This is a genomic window from Pedobacter sp. PLR (assembly GCF_026239675.1).
Classification (GTDB): Bacteria; Bacteroidota; Bacteroidia; order Sphingobacteriales; family Sphingobacteriaceae; genus Pedobacter.
In genome coordinates this window covers 397275-416617 of the sequence record NZ_JAPIVQ010000002.1, presented here as the reverse complement: position 1 = coordinate 416617, position 19343 = coordinate 397275, and the positions used below count along the sequence as shown (strand labels likewise).

The following is a 19343-nucleotide window of genomic DNA, read 5'->3' as shown; positions in this document are numbered from 1 at the left end:
TTTTTAAATCTGAGAGCAAAAAATCTTAACAATTAACTATCAGACAGTTACAAACAAAAATCAGCTCACAAGGTGTATTTTTTACACTTAGTTGTTTTTGATGAGTTTTTCGGGAACGTTCTCGGGAACGTTCCCGATGTTTTCCACAGCTTTCTGAAAACTTGTGGAAAGCCCGGGGTCAAATTCTGCGTAAAATCACAAAACCTTGAAAAGTTTTTAAAAAAAACGCGTGTTTTTGGACTAGAAAAAAGCAGGGATCCGGGGGCTTAAAAGGGGCACAAAAAAACCCTTATTTTTTGTGCAAAAAAAAGGGCATTTTACAGGTCATGATACTGAGGGACAGCAGCAGTTTTTTGCGCGGCATATCGGAATAAAAGTCCTGGATTGCCGCGGATTTAACCTGCCGGAATGTTCCTTAACTTTGCTCTGTCGAACGTCTTTTGATCAGTTTAGAATTGAGCACTACCTGTTGATTAGGATTTACCTCTTCCGGATCCTCCAGCATTTTAAATAAAAGATTAGCGGCCTCGATTCCAATTTTTGTGGCCGGCTGCGTAATCGTGGTTAAAGAGGGATTCAATAATGGGGCGATTTCCAGACTGGAGAAACCGATCACCATCAAATCTTCGGGAATAGAGATATTCAGGTCATAGCAGGCATAATAAGTGGCAAAAGCCAGTCTTTCTACGGAAGTAAAAATACCATCCGGTTTAATGTCCAGCAATAAACGTTTTAAAATCGATGAGTTCTTTGCATAGCTATTGGTACAATCTACCACCAGACTATCTTCAAAAGGAATTCCGTATTTCTCCAGGGCATCAATATATCCCTGCATCCTAAACTTACCGATAGACAGGTTTTTGTTGATCACCAGATAGGCAATCTTCCGGCAACCTTGTTTAATCAGGTGTTCTGTGGCAGAAAAACTACTGTCATAATCATTGGTGATGACTCTTGGCGTAATGATATCTTCATATACCCTGTCAAAAAACACCAGAGGCAGACGTTTATGACTTAGCTCATTCAGGTACGTATGGTCATTTGCTTCTCCGGACACCGACATAATGATCCCATCTGCCCTGCCATTGTGCAAGTGTCTGATGAAAGAAACTTCTTTCTCATAATCATCATCCGTTGAATAAATCAAAATATGATAGCCCTTTCCCCTTGCAATTTTTTCAATTCCCTTGATTGCCTGCGAGAAAAAATTATTCGCCAGCTCCGGAACAATCACGGCGATGGTTTTACTTTTTTGCTCCCTCAGGTTACTTGCATAGTGATTGGGCTGATAGTTTAACTCCTGCGCTTTTGCCAGAATCTTTTCCTTCGTTTCCTTGCTAATGTCACTGTTATCTCTGAAAGCTCTGGAAACCGTTGAAGTAGATAAATTCAGGGCTTTAGCTAATTGCTTGATATTGATGCGCTCCATCTATGTGCCAATAATGATTGATATAGAACCATTAATTAAGGGTAAATATAGATGAAAAACTAATCTGCTGGTATTTTCGTAACTAAATAATAATATGGGAATGTCACATGTCCGTATTAATTGTGCTACATTAGCTAAAATTACAGCGGGAAAAAGCCATACATTCAGTACGGAAAAAACAATTTATGGCGAGAAAGATTAAATTTACAAACACCAATAAATCAACATTTTACACTACAGTCAGAAAACGAGTTGATGCTTATTTTACAGCAAACAACACCACTACTTATGCCAATCCGGCCATGTGGTTCAAAGTTTTTTTCTTTCTTACCGGCTTAACCAGCATTTATTTGCTGCTGTTGCTGGGTAATTTCAGCGCGCCTGTCATGTTGTTACTTGCAGTCCTTTTGGGTGTCTTCGGCGCCTTTGTAGGCTTTAATGTTTGTCACGATGCCATTCATAAAGCTTTATCACCTTACCCTGCCGTAAATAAAATATTCAGCTTCGTCTTTAATTTACTTGGCGCGAGTCCATACGTATGGAACATTACCCATAACATCGTACACCATACCTATACCAATATTGCAGGTCATGATGAAGACATTGATGTAGCACCGGGTTTAATCCGGTTTTCTAACTCAGAAACCGTAAACAGAGTACAGCAATACCAGCACTTTTATGCTTTTGCCTTGTATAGTCTGGCGATGCTTTCCTGGGTATTCAGAAAAGATTACAAGAAATTCTTCCAGAAAAAAGTAGGTGAACATGTCTTAAGTCACCCTAAAATCGAATACTTCAACCTGTTTTTTTATAAAGCAATCTATTACTTCCTGTTTATTGTACTTCCATTAATGGTGATGAACATCACCTGGTGGCAATTTATCATTGGTTTTCTGGTGATGCAATTCGCACAGGGACTGGTTTTAGGATTGGTATTTCAGCTGGCACACGTGGTGGAGTCTACAGAATTTCCAATGCCTAATGAGGAGGGTAATATCGAAGAAGCCTGGGCTGCACATCAATTGCAAACTACGGCTAACTTTGCCGTGAACAGTTCTGTTGCTGCTTTCTTATGTGGCGGTCTAAACAGACAGGTAGAACACCATTTGTTCCCAAAAATCTGTCACATTCACTACCCTGCCATCAGCAAGATTATCAAACAAACCGCAGCAGAATACAACCTGCCATATAATGAATGTGTGACTTTCATGGATGCTTTAAAATCCCATTACAAGATGCTAAAGAAACTGGGGAAAGAAACCTATAAAGAAGACAGGTATGTGAACAGAGAGATCATCCCTTTTCCGGAGCCGGCATTCCGGGCTAATGAACCTGTCCCTATTCGCAATTAACGACTTTTACCGGCAATTCCAGGATATACTCCACCTGTTTCCAGGCAAAGGAGTTCCTCTTTCAGGTACTTCCCCCCATTCAATTGATGTGTTCTGCCTTTCCTTTGTGCTGCTGAAAGTTTGTTTTCTGGTTCACCGGAAATATGGTAAAGAAATATACTTTAGTAGAGGAACTACCTTTGACGCGCTCCAGCATCTGTTTATAATTCTTTACAATTAAAGAATCAGGAAAATCTATGACAATCTACTTAGGGTACCAGTAGGTTCGGATAATCGGAAATGATACCATCTACCTTCAAATCTTTAAGAGCCTGAATGTCTTTTGCCGAATTTACCGTCCATGGAATCACTTTGATCTCCTGGTCATGGCATTTCTTTACCAGCTCAGCATTCACCATTTTATAAGCCGGGCTCAGGATGAAAGGCGAAAAACCAAGCTCTGCAATATTTTCTTCAAAGCTCTTCTGGTTAGACACCAGGTAGGAAACCCTGACCTCCGGGTATTTTTTATTTAACACCTGCAAGGTTCTTTTATCAAAAGACTGGATCACCACGAATGGCGCAATTCCTTTTTTCTCTACCACCGCCATCAATAGTTTCACAAAAGTTTCAGGATCTGGATTCAACAGCCCATCCCCTTCCGGACCGCATTTCGTTTCTATATTATAGAATACCTGCTTTTTACCGGTCTGCTGTAGATAATGTTGTACAGAATCAATCAGTTCCTCCAGACGCGGGATAAATGTTTTTATCTTTTCCTGCTGAGGAAAGGCCGCGTAATATTTTGAACCCAGATCAAATGCTTTCAATTGCGCGTAAGTCATTTGATACACCGGGTATTTTTTAGCATCCACAGGAAGCAGTTCTTTTCCTTTGGCGTCTAACATAAAAGCCGGACTTAAATAGTCATCGTGCGTTACCACGACTTCCTGATCTTTGGTAATGTGGGTATCCATTTCCAATGTTGTTATGCCAAGATCTATGGCCTTTTTCATAGCTAAGATCGTGTTTTCAGGCATTAGTCCCCGGGCACCACGATGCCCCTCTGTACTAAAAGCAGGGTATATTGCCTGAGAGCTCACTTTTACTTGTGCCATCAGCTCAGCCGAAGATAATCCGATCACAGCGACACACATCAATAAGGACGTAATTTTCATAGGTTTCAATTTATATTAAGAACACAAGGTTTCCATACGATACTCATTTCCAAAACGATCTGTAGCCAATACGCTTACCTTTTTCACTGAAGGTGCAAAATGTGCGGTAAACAAATGGTCTACTTTCTGTGGTTCCGCAAAGGTTCTACCCAAAGGCAGCTGATTTCCAAGGTACAGTTTAACTGCCAATGGATCAAAACCTTTCTGTTGTTCCATGGCACCCATCGAACGGTCATCCAGAAAATAAACGACTTTCCATTCCGGATCCCAGTTCCATACATTGGCAATAACTCTGGTCTGATTGGTTAGCTGATCCACATAAATGCTCATCTGCTCCTTTTTATCTTTTCCGGTTGATTTATAATACCATTTCAGCTCATTTCCTGAAACTTCATACACACCGTAACCTCTTGGTGTCCCATCACTACAGATTGGCCCCGTCCACCAGGCGCCGCAAACAGTACCGTGGTTGTGTTCATAAATGCCATTTTGAACATGATTGACATTATAATGGGTATGCCCGGACATAATGTGCACATTTTTATAACCCGTTAATAAGGCATAAAAATCAGTGTTATTCTTCACCGAATTGTATACCGGAATGTGTAAGTTGATGATCAATAGCTGATCTTTTGAAACCTGTTGTAAGTCTTTTTCCAACCATGCCAATTGGTTTTCTGAGATAAACCCATCATATTCCCGTTCTCTACCCAGATAACGCACATTGTCTAATACCACGTAATGTGCCTTTCCTCTATTGAAAGAGTAATAAGTAGGCCCGTAAATCTCCTTAAAGGTACGGTCGGAAGTTTCATCTTCGCCCATCCTATAATCCATATCATGGTTTCCCAATGCCTGGAAGAAGGGAATGTTCATTTGTGCCACCGCAGCATTATAATCTGCAAACAGCGCATGATTGTCCCAAACCAGATCTCCAACGCCAATGCCATGAATCAGCGCATCCTCACCTAGTGAAGCCACCAGCTCCTGTACATCCGGGACTGATGTTTCCATCATTTGAGCAACATCCTTTTTATTCTTTACCTGTGGATCTGCCCAGATGATAAAGCCATGTTGCTGATCGTCTTTTTTTAACCGTTTCAGATCGAAATTATATTCATTTCTACTACCCAGGAGGTGGTAATGACTCGCAAGACTAGCTTTCGCTGGAAATTCATAACCCGCTGGTGTGCTCAACCAAACACTGGATGCCTTCAGATCGGTCTTGATTTTATAGTTTCCTTTCTTATCCGTCAACACGACCGAATACCCATCTGAGACTACTACATTCGCCAATCCTTTTTTACCGGCGGTCACCCTTCCCTTAATCGTATTCCCTCTTTGCAATTGCGAAAAGGCCTCGTTATTCAAGCTGACCACCAAACCGGTAGTCAGCAAGCTAAAATTCTGTATAAAAAGTCTTCTGTTCATCATTTATTTCTCCCACCAAACTTTAGTCATCACCTGATCTCCACCAATTCTATCGGCAGCAATTTTATAATTTTCAGGATTAAACCTGCGTACATCATTATGGTACATAAAGCGGGTTGGCATCACACCATCATGCAACATATACGGTGTTTTTGGCAACTTAGGAAAACCTGTACGGCGGTATTCAAACCATTGCTGGTAATCATTAAAGAATAAAGCTAAATACTTCTGATTCATGATCTGCTCCAATGTTTCCTTAAAAGCAGCATTTGGATTGCTGAAATAATTGGCAGGCATCAGCCCATTCGGCCATTGTGTAACCGCAGCAGTAACCCCTTTTTCATAAGCAGTTTTAGCTGCCGGCAGATCCCCTGTCACTAAAGCAACTTCCGCCTTGATAAATTCTACTTCTGCATAGCTCATGATCACCTCATTAATTGGTGTACCCACGGCACCTGGGAACATCAAATCCCCATTAGGTCCACTTGGCGTAAAGCCGAATTGAGAATCCTGACCAGAATGACCAGCCGTATATCCTTTAAACCCTAAGTCTACGGGAACTTTATTTACAACTTTCGAAGCTCTGGTCATAAATAACGCTCTTCTGGGATCATCAAGACCGTTCAACATTTCTACAAAAAACTCTCCCATGGCCTCAGAGTTCACATAATCCTGACGTCTGCCCCAGGCGTAATCATAAGGTGCGATTCCGGAAACCTTAACAATTGCCGCTTCAGCATTGCTGGTAAATACCGGATATTTTGCCGGATCGGCGATCATTGCCTTTAAACGTTCATAGCTCTTAAATTCCGTTCTTTTGGATAGACGCAACAACATGCGCATCAACAGAGAATTGTTAAACTTCTGCCAGTTTTCCTTCTTATTAGCATATAAAAAGTCATTTCCGGACATTGCTCCTTTTTCGGTTGCATAAATGGTATTTGCTTCCTCCAGTTGTTGAAGTAAGGAAACATAAATTTCTTCCTGTGTATCAAAGCGAGGCTGAGTAATTTTTTCTTCCGCACGCATGGCTTCAGAAAAAGGCACATCACCAAAGCTATCGGTTAGGATTCCGCTAATATAAGCTTTCATCGTAGTCGCTACCGCCTTATAAACCGGCATATTAAACACCTTTGCCGAAGCTTCCATCTCTTTCACATTGCGCAGATATTTATAGCAATTGTTCCAGGTACCATTGCCTTCGGATTCCTGCACATCATAGCGATGCAAACCGGCTGAAAGACTAGGGTTAGGAAATCCTACCTGCATCATCTGCCAGGTGAAATTATAACTCCTTACCGTAAAGTAAGTACTCATTCCATACACGGTAGGCGTTAATAAGCTTCCCGGAACAGCAGTTTGCACCAAATTAGGGTTGGTATTCAGTTCTTCAAAATCCTTCGTACAAGAAGAAAAAACCATCAGATTCACCAAAGCAAGAATGGCAGTTATCTTTATTTTCATTTGATTGTATTTTTTGTAACCTTTTATATTTTTCGGCCAGAGGCCATTTATCTTATTATTTTCGGGGAATTCAGGTTGTTTCCTGAATGTTCCCTGCTTATTCTCCGATATCCTCAGAGTTTTCCTCTGTTTGTTTCTACAGTATTTCGGGAATGATCAGGATGGCAACCTTAATTACAACTGTAACCTTAAGTTCAATCCAAAAGTCCTGGTGCTTGGCAGCTGGCCCATTTCCACACCCGGCATGATGGTAGAACCATTTAATGCGGCTGTTTCAGGATCAAAAGCAGGGAATTTAGAAATCATCGCCAGGTCTCTGCCATATAAGGCTATCGTAGCACCCGTAATATTCATTTTCCTGATCCATGTTTTTGGCAAGCGGTATTCAATCCGGGCTTCTCTTAACTTCAGGTAAGAAGCATCAAAGCTGTTTGTTTCTACGTTCGCACGACGATAATAATCGGCATACCATGTCGCCACTGGCACTCTGGTGGTATTCGGAGAAAAGCTACCATCCTGGTTCTGCACTACACCTTCACCAATCACACCACCTTCTTCTCTACCGGCAAGTGTATGTGTCAGCTTTCCTTGTTCCGTCATCTTGTGGTGAGTCTGAGAATAAACGATACCACCAAACTGACCGTCAACCAATACGCTTAGCGTAAAATCTTTATATCGGAACTCATTGTGGAAACCACCGCGCCAGTCTGCATAAGCATTACCGATTTTCTTCATGTCTGTAGGACGGACAGCAAAACCAGTCTTCTTATCAAAAATCACATCACCATTGTCATTACGTACCAGGCCGTAACCCCATAAATCACCGGTAGTACCACCAACAGTGGCGATGATAGAGGCTGCTCCGGAACCACTTTGTGCAATAATCTGTTGTGCGCTTAACACATCTTTACTCAATTCCAGAATCCTGTTTTGGTTTTTCGACCAGGTTACCGTAGAAGTCCAGGTAAAATCTTCTGACACCACTGGCTTAGCACTCAACATCAGCTCTACCCCCTTATTACGCACTTTACCACCATTCACAAATCCTTTGGAATAACCGGTAGTGATGTCTAATGGCACAAGTAAAACCTGGTTGCTGGTAGTAGAAACATATAAATTCACATCAGCAGTAATGCGGTTTTTCAATAAAGCAACATTGGCACCTGTTTCCCATGAAGTAGACATTTCTGGTTTCAGGTTGTCATTAAATAAGGTTCCCGGTGCTTCGGCAGAACCTGGAAACAGCGAGGAGCCATAATATTTCTGAGTACGGTAAGGCTCCGTATCCGAGCCAATCTGCGCCCATGAAAGTCTTAATTTCGCAAAGGAAATTGCTTTAGGCATTTTGAACATATCCGATAAAATGTAACTGGTACTTACCGAAGGGTAGAAATAAGAATTGTTCCCTTTAGGCAAAGTTGAAGACCAGTCATTACGACCGGTAATGTCCAGGTAAATTTTCTTATCCCAATCCAGGTTAATCAAACCAAAAGCACTTTGTGTTTCTCTTCTGATCAATTCATTTTCAGCTAAGGCATTGGTTAAAGCATTAGACAACTTGTAGACTCCTGGTGACAGCAAGCCACGTGCAACGGAGTTGTTTTCCTTTAATGTTCTTTTCATTAAATTTCCACCGAAAGAGGCACGTAAACCCAATTTAGGCGCCAGGTTTTTGGTATAACTCAATAACGCTTCGGTATTGTATTCCTGAAAATTCACATCCTGTTGCTTGTAATATCCCAATGGAAAATTTGAGGTATCGAAAGTACGGCGTTGCTCACGGGCATCCACACGCATATTTAATCCCGAACGTACCATTAATTCCCATTGGTCATTGAAAGTGTAAATCCCCTGCAGGTTTCCTTCCAGGTTGTTACTGTTCAGACTGTTTGTCATTTCATTGGCAATCAAAAACGGATTTTCAATGTAAGAACTGAAAGGATGAATCTGCTTCAACTGGTCCAGACCTTTCTTCCACATCGGTTTATACCAATCCAGATCCACATTCGGGTTTTGGAAGATCATAAAGTAAGCGATCGACTGTCCGTTATATCCTGTTCCAGGTAGGTTATCACTTGTCTTATTGGTATAACTGATTTTTCCATTCAGTTTCATTTTCTTAGAAATCTGCATACTGGTATTCAGGGAAGCCACCAATCTTTCAAAGCCTGTATTCGGCATGATCCATTCATTTTTAGTATGCGTGATGGAAGCTCTGGCAGTAAAATTATCAGTACCACCATCCAGGGCAACGCCATTCTGTAGCGTATACCCTGTGCGCCAGTATCCTTTGATATTGTCTTTATAAGGAACCCATGGCGTACGTGTTAATCCCTGACCCTCTAAATCCGGATCATACTGGAAATAGCTCTGACCATTAAACTTTGGACCGAATGCACTGGAAGTGGCACTGGTACTCACTCCATCGGCAGAAGCGCCATAAGAATAGTACAATTCTCCGGCAGCATTTCTATTGTCATTACCCTGGCCATACTCATATTGATAATCCGGCCAGCGCAACACATCGTTAATACTGGTATTGGAATTGAAAGTAATTCCCAGACCATTTTCTCTTTTAGCGCCAGATTTAGTGGTGATGATCAATGCCCCATTTTGTGCCCTACTGCCATAAAGTGCAGCTGCAGCAGCTCCTTTCAATACCGTCACCGAGGCAATATCATCCGGGTTAATATCCGAGATCCCATTTCCAAAATCAATCGGAATGTCTTTATCGGCACCGGAAGAACCTGCGCCATAGGCATCATTTACACCGGAACTCGCAGAGCGGGTTAAGATCGGTACCCCATCCACCACAATCAATGCTTCATTATTACCACTCAGGGAACGATCGCCACGAAGATTAATTCTCGCACTGTTGATCGGTCCTGAACCTGTTTGTGTCAAGGTCATCCCCGGTACTTTACCTTTTAAGGCATCAGACCAGTTATTAGAAGGAGCATCAGAAATCTCTTTACCACTCACTACCGTCGCCCCGAATCCTAAAGACTTTGCTTCACGTTTGATACCCAATGCCGTTACCACTACTTCATTCAGCTCGCTGCTCGACTCTGTCAAGGAGATCATTACATTGCGCTGGTTTTCAGAAAATGTTTTTTTAGCTACATTATAGCCAATCATATTAAAGGACAGTATGGTTCCTTTCGGAATGCTTACACTGAAAGCCCCGTCACCATTTGTGGCAGCGATTACTTTTCTATCCTGATCTGTAATGGTTACTCCCGGCATAGGCTGACCATCTTTCTGGTCTTTCACAATACCCTTAATCGTAACCTGCTCCTGTAAAATGCTACGCGATTTAACTACTGGTGCAGCAGCAAACATTTCGCTGGCAGGTAGGATCGCCATTGCCAAAACAAGTGCTCTGTACTTGAAAAATTTCGTAAACCGCAGATGATTGGTAAAAGTTTTCTTCATTATCGTTATCAATTGTGTGTGTGTTTAACATGCTGGAGCCGTCACATTTCGTTTCATTTCCATTTTGCGTTTCGCCGCAAATATCTCCCTATTACTGTTAACCATACATTATTGATGTGTTAACTTAACCCACAAAAACCACTAGAAAAGCATCATTAAAGGCGGTTTAAGCGCTGAAACAAAACGAAACACCAATCAAAAACAGTGCATAACCGATTCCGGATATGCACTAACTATCAGTAATTTCAAAGGAAAAATACCCTATCATCATAGCCCTTTACTAAACCAGAGCTTCGTTAACTTTCAGTTAACATTAAAACACAACAAAGTGAAATGCCGATTTAGCACGTGCTAAAAACATAGCTGAATAATTTATTTTTTCGGCTAATTTTGTTGCATCTTTAATTCCAAACCCAGAAAAAACACCACAAAAAGGCTAACAATGATCAACATAGCAGAAAGACACCAATACATTCTCCATAGAATCCAGGCAGAGGGATCTGTAGATGTTCAGATTTTATGTAAGGAACTTGATGTTTCCTCGGTGACCATTCGTAAGGACCTGAAACTACTCGAAGACAAAAAGCTACTTTTCAGAACCCATGGCGGAGCCACCTTAAACAACCCTTATACTGTAGACCGGCCTGTTAATGAAAAAGAGCCGCTACAATCTTCGGAAAAACTGAGGATAGCTGCTACAGCAGCAGTATTGGTCAAAGACAATGATTCAATTATTATTGCTTCCGGCACCACCGTGCTGGCATTGGCCAGAGCCATTAAGCCGGAGGGCAAGCTTACCGTGATCACTTCCGCACTAAATGTAGCTTTAGAGCTTATCCGTCATGATAACATCGACGTAATCCAGTTGGGTGGTCTGCTGAGAAAAAGCTCGGCTTCCGTAACCGGTCCTTATTCCGACAATATCCTGAGCAATGTTTTTTGCAGTAAATTATTTCTGGGCGTAGATGGGATCGACCTGGAGTTTGGCCTCACCACGACCAATGCTTTTGAAGCCCAGCTCAACAAACAAATGATGGACGCCTCACAAAAGGTGATTGTCCTGGCGGATTCTACCAAGTTCGGAAAAAGAGGATTCGGAAAGATCTGCGGAATAGAAGAAATAGATCATGTCATTACCGATAGCGGTATTTCTCCGCAAACTTTACAACAACTGGAAAGTTTAGGCATCGAAGTATCTATTGTTTAGCAACGCAGGAACGCTGCTTTTAAGATATTAAAAACTTCATCACCTGTTAATATTGCGATCGATATTTTTGAGTTATATCATCTGCTCTATGAACAACTTCTTCAAAGTCTTTAGCCCTAAGGATAAAAAATTCCAGCCCTTATTTGAACAATGCGGGGGAAATCTGGTGCGTTTATCAGAAACCCTGCTGCTTACTTTAAGCACCACAGATCTGGAAGAACGCAAAACACACATCAAGGAAATCGAACGGATGGAACATACCGGCGAACAGATCCGCACCAAAGTATTTCTGAGCCTCAGCAAGAGCCTCATTACCCCATTCAGCAGGGAAGACATCCACTCCCTCATCAGCGCATTGTATGCCATTGCCGATTATATGCATACCGCAGCCATTAATGTAGACCTCTATCAGGTCACAGAACTCAATAAGCCGATGATCCGCATGGCTCAGCTGCTGATTGAAATGTGCCGCGACCTGGAGATTGCCCTCAAAGAACTCCGGACCTTCAAAAACACCTCCCTGATCAGCGATGTTTGTCTGCGGATTTATAAAGGCGAAGGCCAGGCAGATGCCGTATGTAACCAGGCCCTGGCTTTTTTATTCCAATCGAATATGAACCCCATTGAGCTGATCAAACAAAAAGAAATCCTGCAAATTCTGGAAATGGCGGCCGATAAATGCGATGATGTAGCTAACGTACTGGAAAGCATCCTTGTAAAAAATTCTTAAGCCCTATTGCAGATTCCATAATTAATACTTTACTTTGTAGTACAAAGTACTTTTATGGAAAAGCAAGAAATCTATTCCGAACTCCATTCCATCAGAAATCTGATGGAACGTTCTGCAAAATTCATCTCCTTAAGCGGGTTATCTGGAATTATGGCGGGAGTTTATGCCTTGATCGGTGCAGGTATTGCCTACTCAATGGTGTACGGTCAAAGCACGAACATGGATTTCCGCGAACATTTTGTAAATGAAGAAGGGGTGTTCCTGAACTTATTTTTCATTGCCTTAGCGGTATTGGTACTTTCCATTGGTACCGGAATTTCACTCACCCTCAGAAAAGCCAGCAAAAATAACCAGAAAGTATGGAACCCAATCAGCAAAAAACTACTGTTCAGCATGTTGGTCCCTTTGCTTACCGGCGGCTGCCTGATTCTGATTCTCTTTTTTAGGGGATACTATGGCGTAATCGCCCCTGCCTGTCTGATATTTTACGGCCTTGCGCTTGTTGGCGCCAGCAACTATACATTTGAAGATGTGAAATGGTTAGGCTTAATGGAGCTGATTCTAGGTATATTTGCCGCCTTACTACCTGGATATGGCCTGTTTTTCTGGACAATTGGTTTCGGATTACTCCACATCATTTACGGTACGATCATGCATTTTAAATACGACAAGTGAAAACCACATTAGCAAATTTCGATAAAGCCTTTGAAAACCGGGTTCGCTTACAGATCATGAGCATTCTGGTGGCCAATGATAGTTACGACTTCAATTCCCTGAAAGAATTGCTGGAGGTGACTGATGGCAACCTGGCCTCCCACCTTAAAGCCCTGGAAAAAGAAGCCTATATAAACGTCTATAAATCTTTCCTCGGGAGGAAACCAAACACCAGTTACGCCGCTTCGGAACAAGGAAGAACCGCATTCCTGAAACACCTGGAATCCCTCGAAAATTTAATCAAACTACAGAAAGCTTAATTTTTTTTACCTATCTACTTTGGAACACAAAGTACTTTTAAATACAAAACCATGGAAACAATTCAATCCCCAAAAGAAAAACCACTGTTCCAACAACTTCAGGAATCCGTGGGCGCTAAATTATTTCTAATCGCGGTGCTGACACTGCTCCTGCTCATCCCCTCCACCTGGATACAATTCCTGATAGAGGAACGCCAGGGCCGGCAAGATGATGCCATCAAGGAAATCTCCGAGAAATGGTCAGGTCCGCAGCTGATAGAGAGTCCGATTCTGCAACTTCCTTACAAAACATGGATCAAGGCCACAGATGTTAACGGCAAACAAATGATGAAAGAAAGTCTTTCTACCATATACCTGCTTCCTGAAACCCTGGACATACAAAGTGAAGTGAAACCCGAAATTCTACACCGTGGAATATTTGATGCCGTAGTGTATCATGCAAAAATTCGTTTAAACGGTAAATTCAGTGCCTTGGAATTGAAAAAATCGGGTATTAATCCAGCGCTTATCCTTTGGGACAAAGCAAAAATAGTGGCCGGAATCAGTGATTTTAAAGGCTTAAAAAATACCCCTATCATTAAAATTGAAGGACAACCGTATACTGCAGAGCCGGATTTTGCAGCAGAAAACCTATTCGCCAATAACCTGGGCGTACAAGTCGATCTTGCAGTGCTAAAAAATTCCGCCATCCAATTCAATTATGAGTTAGAACTAAGGGGCAGTGAGGCCTTGAATTTCCTTCATCTCGGTAAGAACAGCACCATCAAAGTAAACGGCGACTGGAACAATCCAAGTTTCACGGGTGCCTTTCTTCCGGAAAACAGAACCATTACCGAAAAAAAATTCGGAAGTACCTGGAAGATGTCTAATTTCAACAGACCCTTTCCACAGCAATGGATAAGCGGACAGCAAGTACTGACGCCACAAAATAAAGTCAAAGCTACATTTGGAGTTAAATTTCTGCTACCGGTAGATCAGTATCAGAAAACGATGCGCTCAGCAAAATATGCCATCCTCATCATTTTACTGAGCTTTATCTCTCTTTTCTTTATCGAGTTACTGAATAAAGTAAAAGTAAACCTGCTTCAATATGTGCTGATTGGCGCAGCCATGATCATTTACTATACCCTGCTGCTGTCCTTTACCGAGCAGGTTGGATTTGCCATTGCCTATTTTATAGCCTCTGTCGCTACAGTGATCCTGGTGAGTACCTTTATCGGTGCCTTTCTACGGAATAAAAAAGCGGCAATGGTTTTCGCCATTATCCTGAGTATATTTTATAGTTTCATTTATGTGATTATCCAGCTGCAAGACCTTGCATTACTGTTCGGCAGCATTGGCCTGTTCATTACTGTGGCCTGTCTGATGTATTTCTCTGTAAAAATCAACTGGAATAAACCAGCAGAACCGATCTCTACACCATAAAAACAGGAAAACAACCTGTTTTCAAAATCAAGCTAATCACATCAAAGCGCTGGACTCCCAATTCAAGGAATTCAGCGCTTTGAATTTTACCACCTCCATTCGCCGGCAAGCTTCAAAGGTAATTCCAGATCATTGTCTTGCAGGAACTTTTTCAATACCTCGTCCGATTGCTTACTGACCGGAATAATTGGAGTATTCGCTAAAGCATAGGCCAGCATGGCGCTAAACCTTACTGTATTTCTCAATTCCTGATCATCAACTAGTGCAAATACATCCCCGTCAGAATGGTAAAAAGGACCAGAATTATTTGGTAATTCCTCCCCTGCGCCCCCACCTGTTGGAATCCCTTCCAATAAGAAAGGCTGGTGATCACTGTGCAAGCCAGCTCCTGAAGAAAATATATTTTTGAAACCGGTATCCAGCTGATTGATCTGACCACCCCAGGCGGTAAATAAATCTTTCATTTCCTTCCTGCTGCTAGAAAAACCCTTAGGATTATTGGCCATATCATAGTTCAGCATAAAGCGGACTCTATCCAGTGTACTTCTCATTTGTTCTACAGCAACATAAGCTTTTGAACCCAGTAGACCCTGTTCTTCGCCCATAAACAAGACAAATTCCAGGGTACGCGCTGTTTTTAAGTTTAGCTTTTTGAACGTACGCGCCATATCGATGATGGCAAAAGAACCGATCCCATTGTCGATGGCACCCGTTGCCAGATCCCAGCTATCCAGGTGGCCACCCACAACAATTTTCTCTTCCGGTAAGGTTGTGCCCTTAAGCGTTGCAATCACATTTCTCGCTTTAATCGGTCCCGAGAAATTGGTCATATTTAAACTTGCGTATTGTTTTTTATCTTTAAGGCGCTCCTTCAAGGCCATTCCATCCTCCAGACCGATACAAAGTGCCGGGATGCTAATCAGTTTTCCCGTTACCGAGGCAGTTCCGGTGAGCAGTACGCCGCCTTTTACCCCATTGATAAGGATTATCCCACTGGCACCATGCTGAATCGCAATTGCTGCCTTTTCTGAACGGTGTAAATAAGGTGTTTTGTCCGGAGAACCCGGAAGGATGCCCAGATAGACCAATGCGATTTTCCCTTTCACCTTTCCTCCGTCCTTTATGTAATCTGCTTCTAAACCGTTCCCTAAATCTACCAGCTCAGCCATTACACTTGCTTTTACCGGCGAATGCGCCAGGGTAACCGAGTTTACCTTTTTCAATTGACTTTCCGAATCCCCGATTTTAGTCTCATTAGTCAGCCGGCTCCAGCTTTCCACCTCAAAAGGCAGATACTTTACGTCATAACCGTAAGACTTCAGCAATTGATAGGCATAAGCTTCTGCCTTCGCTCCATTTTCAGAACCTGTTAACCGGTGACCAATATTTTCGGTTGCAAATTTCAGGTTATCATAGGCTTTGGAATTGGCTTGCACTTCCGCATTGATTTTCTTAAAAACAGGAGCAAAATCATCCTGAACCGGTCTTTGCGACTGTATCTGCGTTTGTACGGTGGTCTGTGCTACCGCAGAAAGGGAGATACCACAAATCAATAAACTAAAAAAAGCTTTCATAAAAGGGAATTTTTATTGAAAATAAGGATTTTGCCCCTACAGTTCTACCTGTGGGCCATTTTATTGTGCAACAAATCTATGATGGTAATTATTTCTTACGTTCTGTTGTATAGCGTACCAATTGTTCCAGGCCTGTTCTGGCTTCACCAGGTTCGAAAGTATAGAGAATATCGAAAGCTTCCTGCTGATACTGCACCATCTTTTCATGCGCATAGCGAACCCCTTCTTTGGCATTCACAAAATCGATGATTTGCTGGATTTTAGCGGGATCATCCTGATGATTTTTCACCAGACTGATCATTTTCTTTTTCTCTGCTTTCTCGGAACGGTTCAGGGCATAGATCAAAGGAAGGGTCACTTTTTTCTCTTTAATATCGATGCCTAATGGTTTCCCAACGTCATCAGTACCAAAGTCAAAAGTATCATCTTTAATCTGGAAGGCGATGCCTACCTTTTCGCCGAATAACCTCATTTTCTCAACGGTTTCTTCATCGGCACCTGCCGAAGCAGCACCGCAGGCGCAGCAGGAAGCAATTAAAGAAGCAGTTTTCTGACGGATCACATCGAAGTATAGTTCTTCAGAGATATCCATCTTACGTACCTTTTCAATTTGCAGCAACTCTCCTTCACTCATTTGCTTTACCGCTTCAGAAACGATTTGCAACAAGCGGAATTCGCCGTTATTGACAGAAAGCAACAATCCTTTGGCCAGCAGGTAATCCCCTACTAAAACCGCAATCTTGTTTTTCCATAACGCATTGATAGAAAAGAAACCTCTGCGTTCGTAAGCATTGTCTACCACATCATCATGAACCAGGGTTGCAGTATGTAGCAGTTCCACTAAAGCGGCACCTCTATGTGTAGATTCAATGATTCCACCGCAAAGTTTTGCAGCAAAGAAGACGAACATCGGACGGATTTGTTTACCCTTTCTTTTAACAATATAATGGGTAATCCTATCGAGTAATGGTGCGTCACTGTGCATTGAGGCCTTGAACTTCTCTTCAAAGGCAGCAATATCGGCGGCTATGGGTAGTTTTATCTGATTTATTCCCGGCATTCAGGTGAAAAAATATGTGTGCAAACATAAATTAAATATCTTTAAAAGCGTACTTTTAGTAAAAAGTTTAAAGTGAAAAATACATTCAAAGTACTTATCGCCGTTATTTTAGTCGCTCTCGTGGTATATTTTATGGGTCCCAGACCTACACAGCCACAATATAGTGCTCAGCTTCCCGTTGTTCCGCAACTACCTCAGCTTGAAAATTATGTGAAATCTATTGAGGCGAAACACAAGATTAAGCCCGGTAACGAGGCCGAAATTGTATGGGCAGACTCTGCTTTAAAGCAGCAATCGGAATATTCAGTCGTATATCTTCATGGTTATACCGCTTCTAAAGAAGAAGGAAACCCTATTCATACGCATCTGGCGAAAGAGATTCATGCGAATTTATACCTGGCCAGACTTGCTGATCATGGTATAGACACGGTTTCTGCAATGGAGTATTATACGCCGGACAGAGCCTGGGAAAGCGCCAAACAAGCTTTAGAAATCGGAAAAAGATTAGGGAAGAAAGTGATTCTGGTAGGTACCTCTACCGGTGGTACTTTAGCTTTAAAACTGGCTGCTACCTATCCTAAAGATGTATATAGCCTGATGCTGATCTCGCCGAATATAAAGATCAAGGATAAATTCGCCTTTTTGCTGAACAACCCCTGGGGCTTACAGATTGCGCGTTTAACCTTTGGTGGTAAAGAAAGAGTCGTTTCCGGTGATGGTCCAAAATATGATAAATTCTGGTACACGAAATACCGTCTGGAATCTGCAGTGGAGCTACAGGAACTGGTAGAAACCACGATGACCAAACAGACTTTTGAAAAAGTAACGCAGCCAACCTTGCTGTTATACTATTATAAAAATGAAAAGGAGCAGGATCAGACCGTAAGAGTCTCTGCTGAATTGAAAATGTTTGACGAGTTAGGAACTCCGGCTGCTATGAAAGTTAAAAAGGCGATTCCTAATGGTGGAGACCATGTTTTAGGTTCTTACATCACCTCTAAAGATATCCCCTCTGTATTAGGGGCGATCGATGATTTTGTAAAACAGGTCTTAAAGATTCCGGTACAGGAAAAAGCCGCTGTACAACCTTAAAGGGTTGGGCAGCGGAATCCTAAAAAGCTGTACCTGCCTTAACCTGTTAGGGCAATGTGTGCAAAGATTTGTTCGGCATGCACCCTGCTGTTTTCGATATACCATTTATGGGTGTCCATCCCACCACATACTACTCCTGCCAGGTATAAGCCTGGCAGATTGCTTTCCATGGTTTCTTCATTATAGAAAGGCTGTGTGCCATCCCCCATTTCAACGCCTAAGTTTTTCAGCATGGTAAAATCAGGATGGTAACCGGTCATGGCAATCACAAAATCATTGTCTATGGTGTGCTCCCCTTCAGGGGTTTTTATTTTCACTTTTCCTTCGCTAATCGCTGTCACTTCAGAATGGAAATGAGCGGTGATTGCTCCTTCTTTGATCCTGTTTTCAATATCCGGGCGTACCCAGTATTTCACATAAGAACCAATTTCTCCACTACGGATTACCAGCGTTACATTTGCCCCTTTACGGTAAGTTTCCAATGCCGCATCGATGCCCGAATTATTTGCTCCGATCACCACCACATTTTGAAAAGCATACAAATGCGGATCTTTATAGTAATGGGTTACTTTTGGCAGCGCTTCTCCCGGGATATCCATCATTAGTGGAATGTCATAGAATCCCGTAGCGACGATCACTTTTCTCGCTTGATAATTTGTTTTAGAAGTGCCGACCTGAAAAATACCATCTGCTCCTTTCTCTACCTTCTGTACCTCTTCAAAAAGACGGATATTTAAAGAAAACTTTTCTTTGACTCTCCTGTAATATTCTACGGCTTCATTACGGTTGGGTTTAGGATTAATGCTCACAAAAGGAACATCCCCTATTTCTAATCGCTGGGAAGTAGAAAAGAAAGTCATGAACACCGGATAATTGAACAGGCTATTCACCAATGCCCCTTTTTCTACGATGACATAAGTCAGTCCGGCTTTTTTAGCTTCAATCGCACAGGCCATCCCAATCGGGCCGGCACCAATAATCAGTACATCGTAATTGTTCATTTTATCCTTTTA

At 42.1% G+C, this 19343-nt stretch carries 15 protein-coding genes; 7 read left to right on the top strand and 8 right to left on the bottom strand.

Annotated elements, in window-relative coordinates; all coding sequences use genetic code 11:
- Positions 1-415 precede the first annotated feature (415 nt).
- Positions 416-1429, bottom strand: a complete 1014-nt coding sequence (locus OQX61_RS05390; protein ID WP_265840648.1) for a LacI family DNA-binding transcriptional regulator — start codon at positions 1427-1429, stop codon at positions 416-418.
- A 185-nt stretch (positions 1430-1614) separates the two neighbouring features.
- Between OQX61_RS05390 and OQX61_RS05385 the strand changes: the two genes are divergently transcribed.
- A complete protein-coding gene (locus OQX61_RS05385; RefSeq protein ID WP_265840647.1) occupies positions 1615-2781 on the top strand; it encodes an acyl-CoA desaturase in 1167 nt (388 codons plus the stop codon).
- 248 nt (positions 2782-3029) lie between these two features.
- Here the strand turns inward: OQX61_RS05385 and OQX61_RS05380 are convergent, their stop codons facing one another.
- The 4 genes from OQX61_RS05380 to OQX61_RS05365 all read right to left on the bottom strand — a co-directional run bounded on the left by OQX61_RS05380 (position 3030) and on the right by OQX61_RS05365 (position 10268).
- A complete protein-coding gene (locus OQX61_RS05380) occupies positions 3030-3938 on the bottom strand; it encodes a glycerophosphodiester phosphodiesterase family protein (RefSeq protein WP_265840646.1) in 909 nt (302 codons plus the stop codon).
- 15 nt (positions 3939-3953) lie between these two features.
- Entirely contained in the window at positions 3954-5372 is a 1419-nt protein-coding gene (locus tag OQX61_RS05375) for a calcineurin-like phosphoesterase family protein (RefSeq protein WP_265840645.1), read from the bottom strand.
- Positions 5373-6833, bottom strand: a complete 1461-nt coding sequence (locus tag OQX61_RS05370; RefSeq protein ID WP_265840644.1) for a SusD/RagB family nutrient-binding outer membrane lipoprotein — start codon at positions 6831-6833, stop codon at positions 5373-5375.
- Positions 6834-7007: 174 nt separating this feature from the next.
- Positions 7008-10268 carry a SusC/RagA family TonB-linked outer membrane protein gene (locus OQX61_RS05365; RefSeq protein ID WP_265840643.1) on the bottom strand — a complete coding sequence of 1087 codons (3261 nt, stop codon included), beginning with the start codon at positions 10266-10268 and terminating at the stop codon, positions 7008-7010.
- Positions 10269-10710: 442 nt separating this feature from the next.
- Here OQX61_RS05365 and OQX61_RS05360 point away from each other — a divergent pair, with 442 nt between their 5' ends.
- The 5 genes from OQX61_RS05360 (at position 10711) to creD (ending at position 14604) form a co-directional block, all read left to right on the top strand.
- On the top strand, positions 10711-11475 hold the full coding sequence (locus OQX61_RS05360; protein ID WP_265840642.1) for a DeoR/GlpR family DNA-binding transcription regulator: 765 nt from the start codon (positions 10711-10713) through the stop codon (positions 11473-11475).
- 88 nt (positions 11476-11563) lie between these two features.
- The gene (locus tag OQX61_RS05355) at positions 11564-12205 is read left to right on the top strand and encodes a DUF47 family protein (RefSeq protein WP_265840641.1); all 642 of its coding nucleotides are present in this window, start codon (positions 11564-11566) and stop codon (positions 12203-12205) included.
- A 54-nt stretch (positions 12206-12259) separates the two neighbouring features.
- Positions 12260-12880, top strand: a complete 621-nt coding sequence (locus tag OQX61_RS05350) for a hypothetical protein (RefSeq protein WP_265840640.1) — start codon at positions 12260-12262, stop codon at positions 12878-12880.
- Positions 12877-13179 carry a transcriptional regulator gene (locus OQX61_RS05345; protein WP_265840639.1) on the top strand — a complete coding sequence of 101 codons (303 nt, stop codon included), beginning with the start codon at positions 12877-12879 and terminating at the stop codon, positions 13177-13179. Before OQX61_RS05350 ends, OQX61_RS05345 begins: the two co-directional genes overlap by 4 nt.
- A gap of 51 nt (positions 13180-13230) precedes the next feature.
- Positions 13231-14604: a cell envelope integrity protein CreD gene (creD, locus tag OQX61_RS05340; protein WP_265840638.1), complete on the top strand. Its 1374-nt coding sequence runs from the start codon at positions 13231-13233 to the stop codon at positions 14602-14604.
- 86 nt (positions 14605-14690) lie between these two features.
- On the opposite strand, the gene OQX61_RS05335 is transcribed toward creD, so the two are convergent.
- The gene (locus OQX61_RS05335) at positions 14691-16178 is read right to left on the bottom strand and encodes a M28 family peptidase (protein WP_265840637.1); all 1488 of its coding nucleotides are present in this window, start codon (positions 16176-16178) and stop codon (positions 14691-14693) included.
- Positions 16179-16266: 88 nt separating this feature from the next.
- Entirely contained in the window at positions 16267-17238 is a 972-nt protein-coding gene (locus OQX61_RS05330) for a polyprenyl synthetase family protein (RefSeq protein WP_265840636.1), read from the bottom strand.
- Positions 17239-17310: 72 nt separating this feature from the next.
- On the opposite strand from OQX61_RS05330, the gene OQX61_RS05325 reads away from it, so the two are divergent.
- A complete protein-coding gene (locus OQX61_RS05325) occupies positions 17311-18330 on the top strand; it encodes an alpha/beta hydrolase (RefSeq protein ID WP_265840635.1) in 1020 nt (339 codons plus the stop codon).
- Between the two features lie 38 nt (positions 18331-18368).
- Here the strand turns inward: OQX61_RS05325 and OQX61_RS05320 are convergent, their stop codons facing one another.
- A complete protein-coding gene (locus OQX61_RS05320) occupies positions 18369-19331 on the bottom strand; it encodes a YpdA family putative bacillithiol disulfide reductase (protein ID WP_265840634.1) in 963 nt (320 codons plus the stop codon).
- Between the last annotated feature and the right edge of the window lie 12 nt (positions 19332-19343).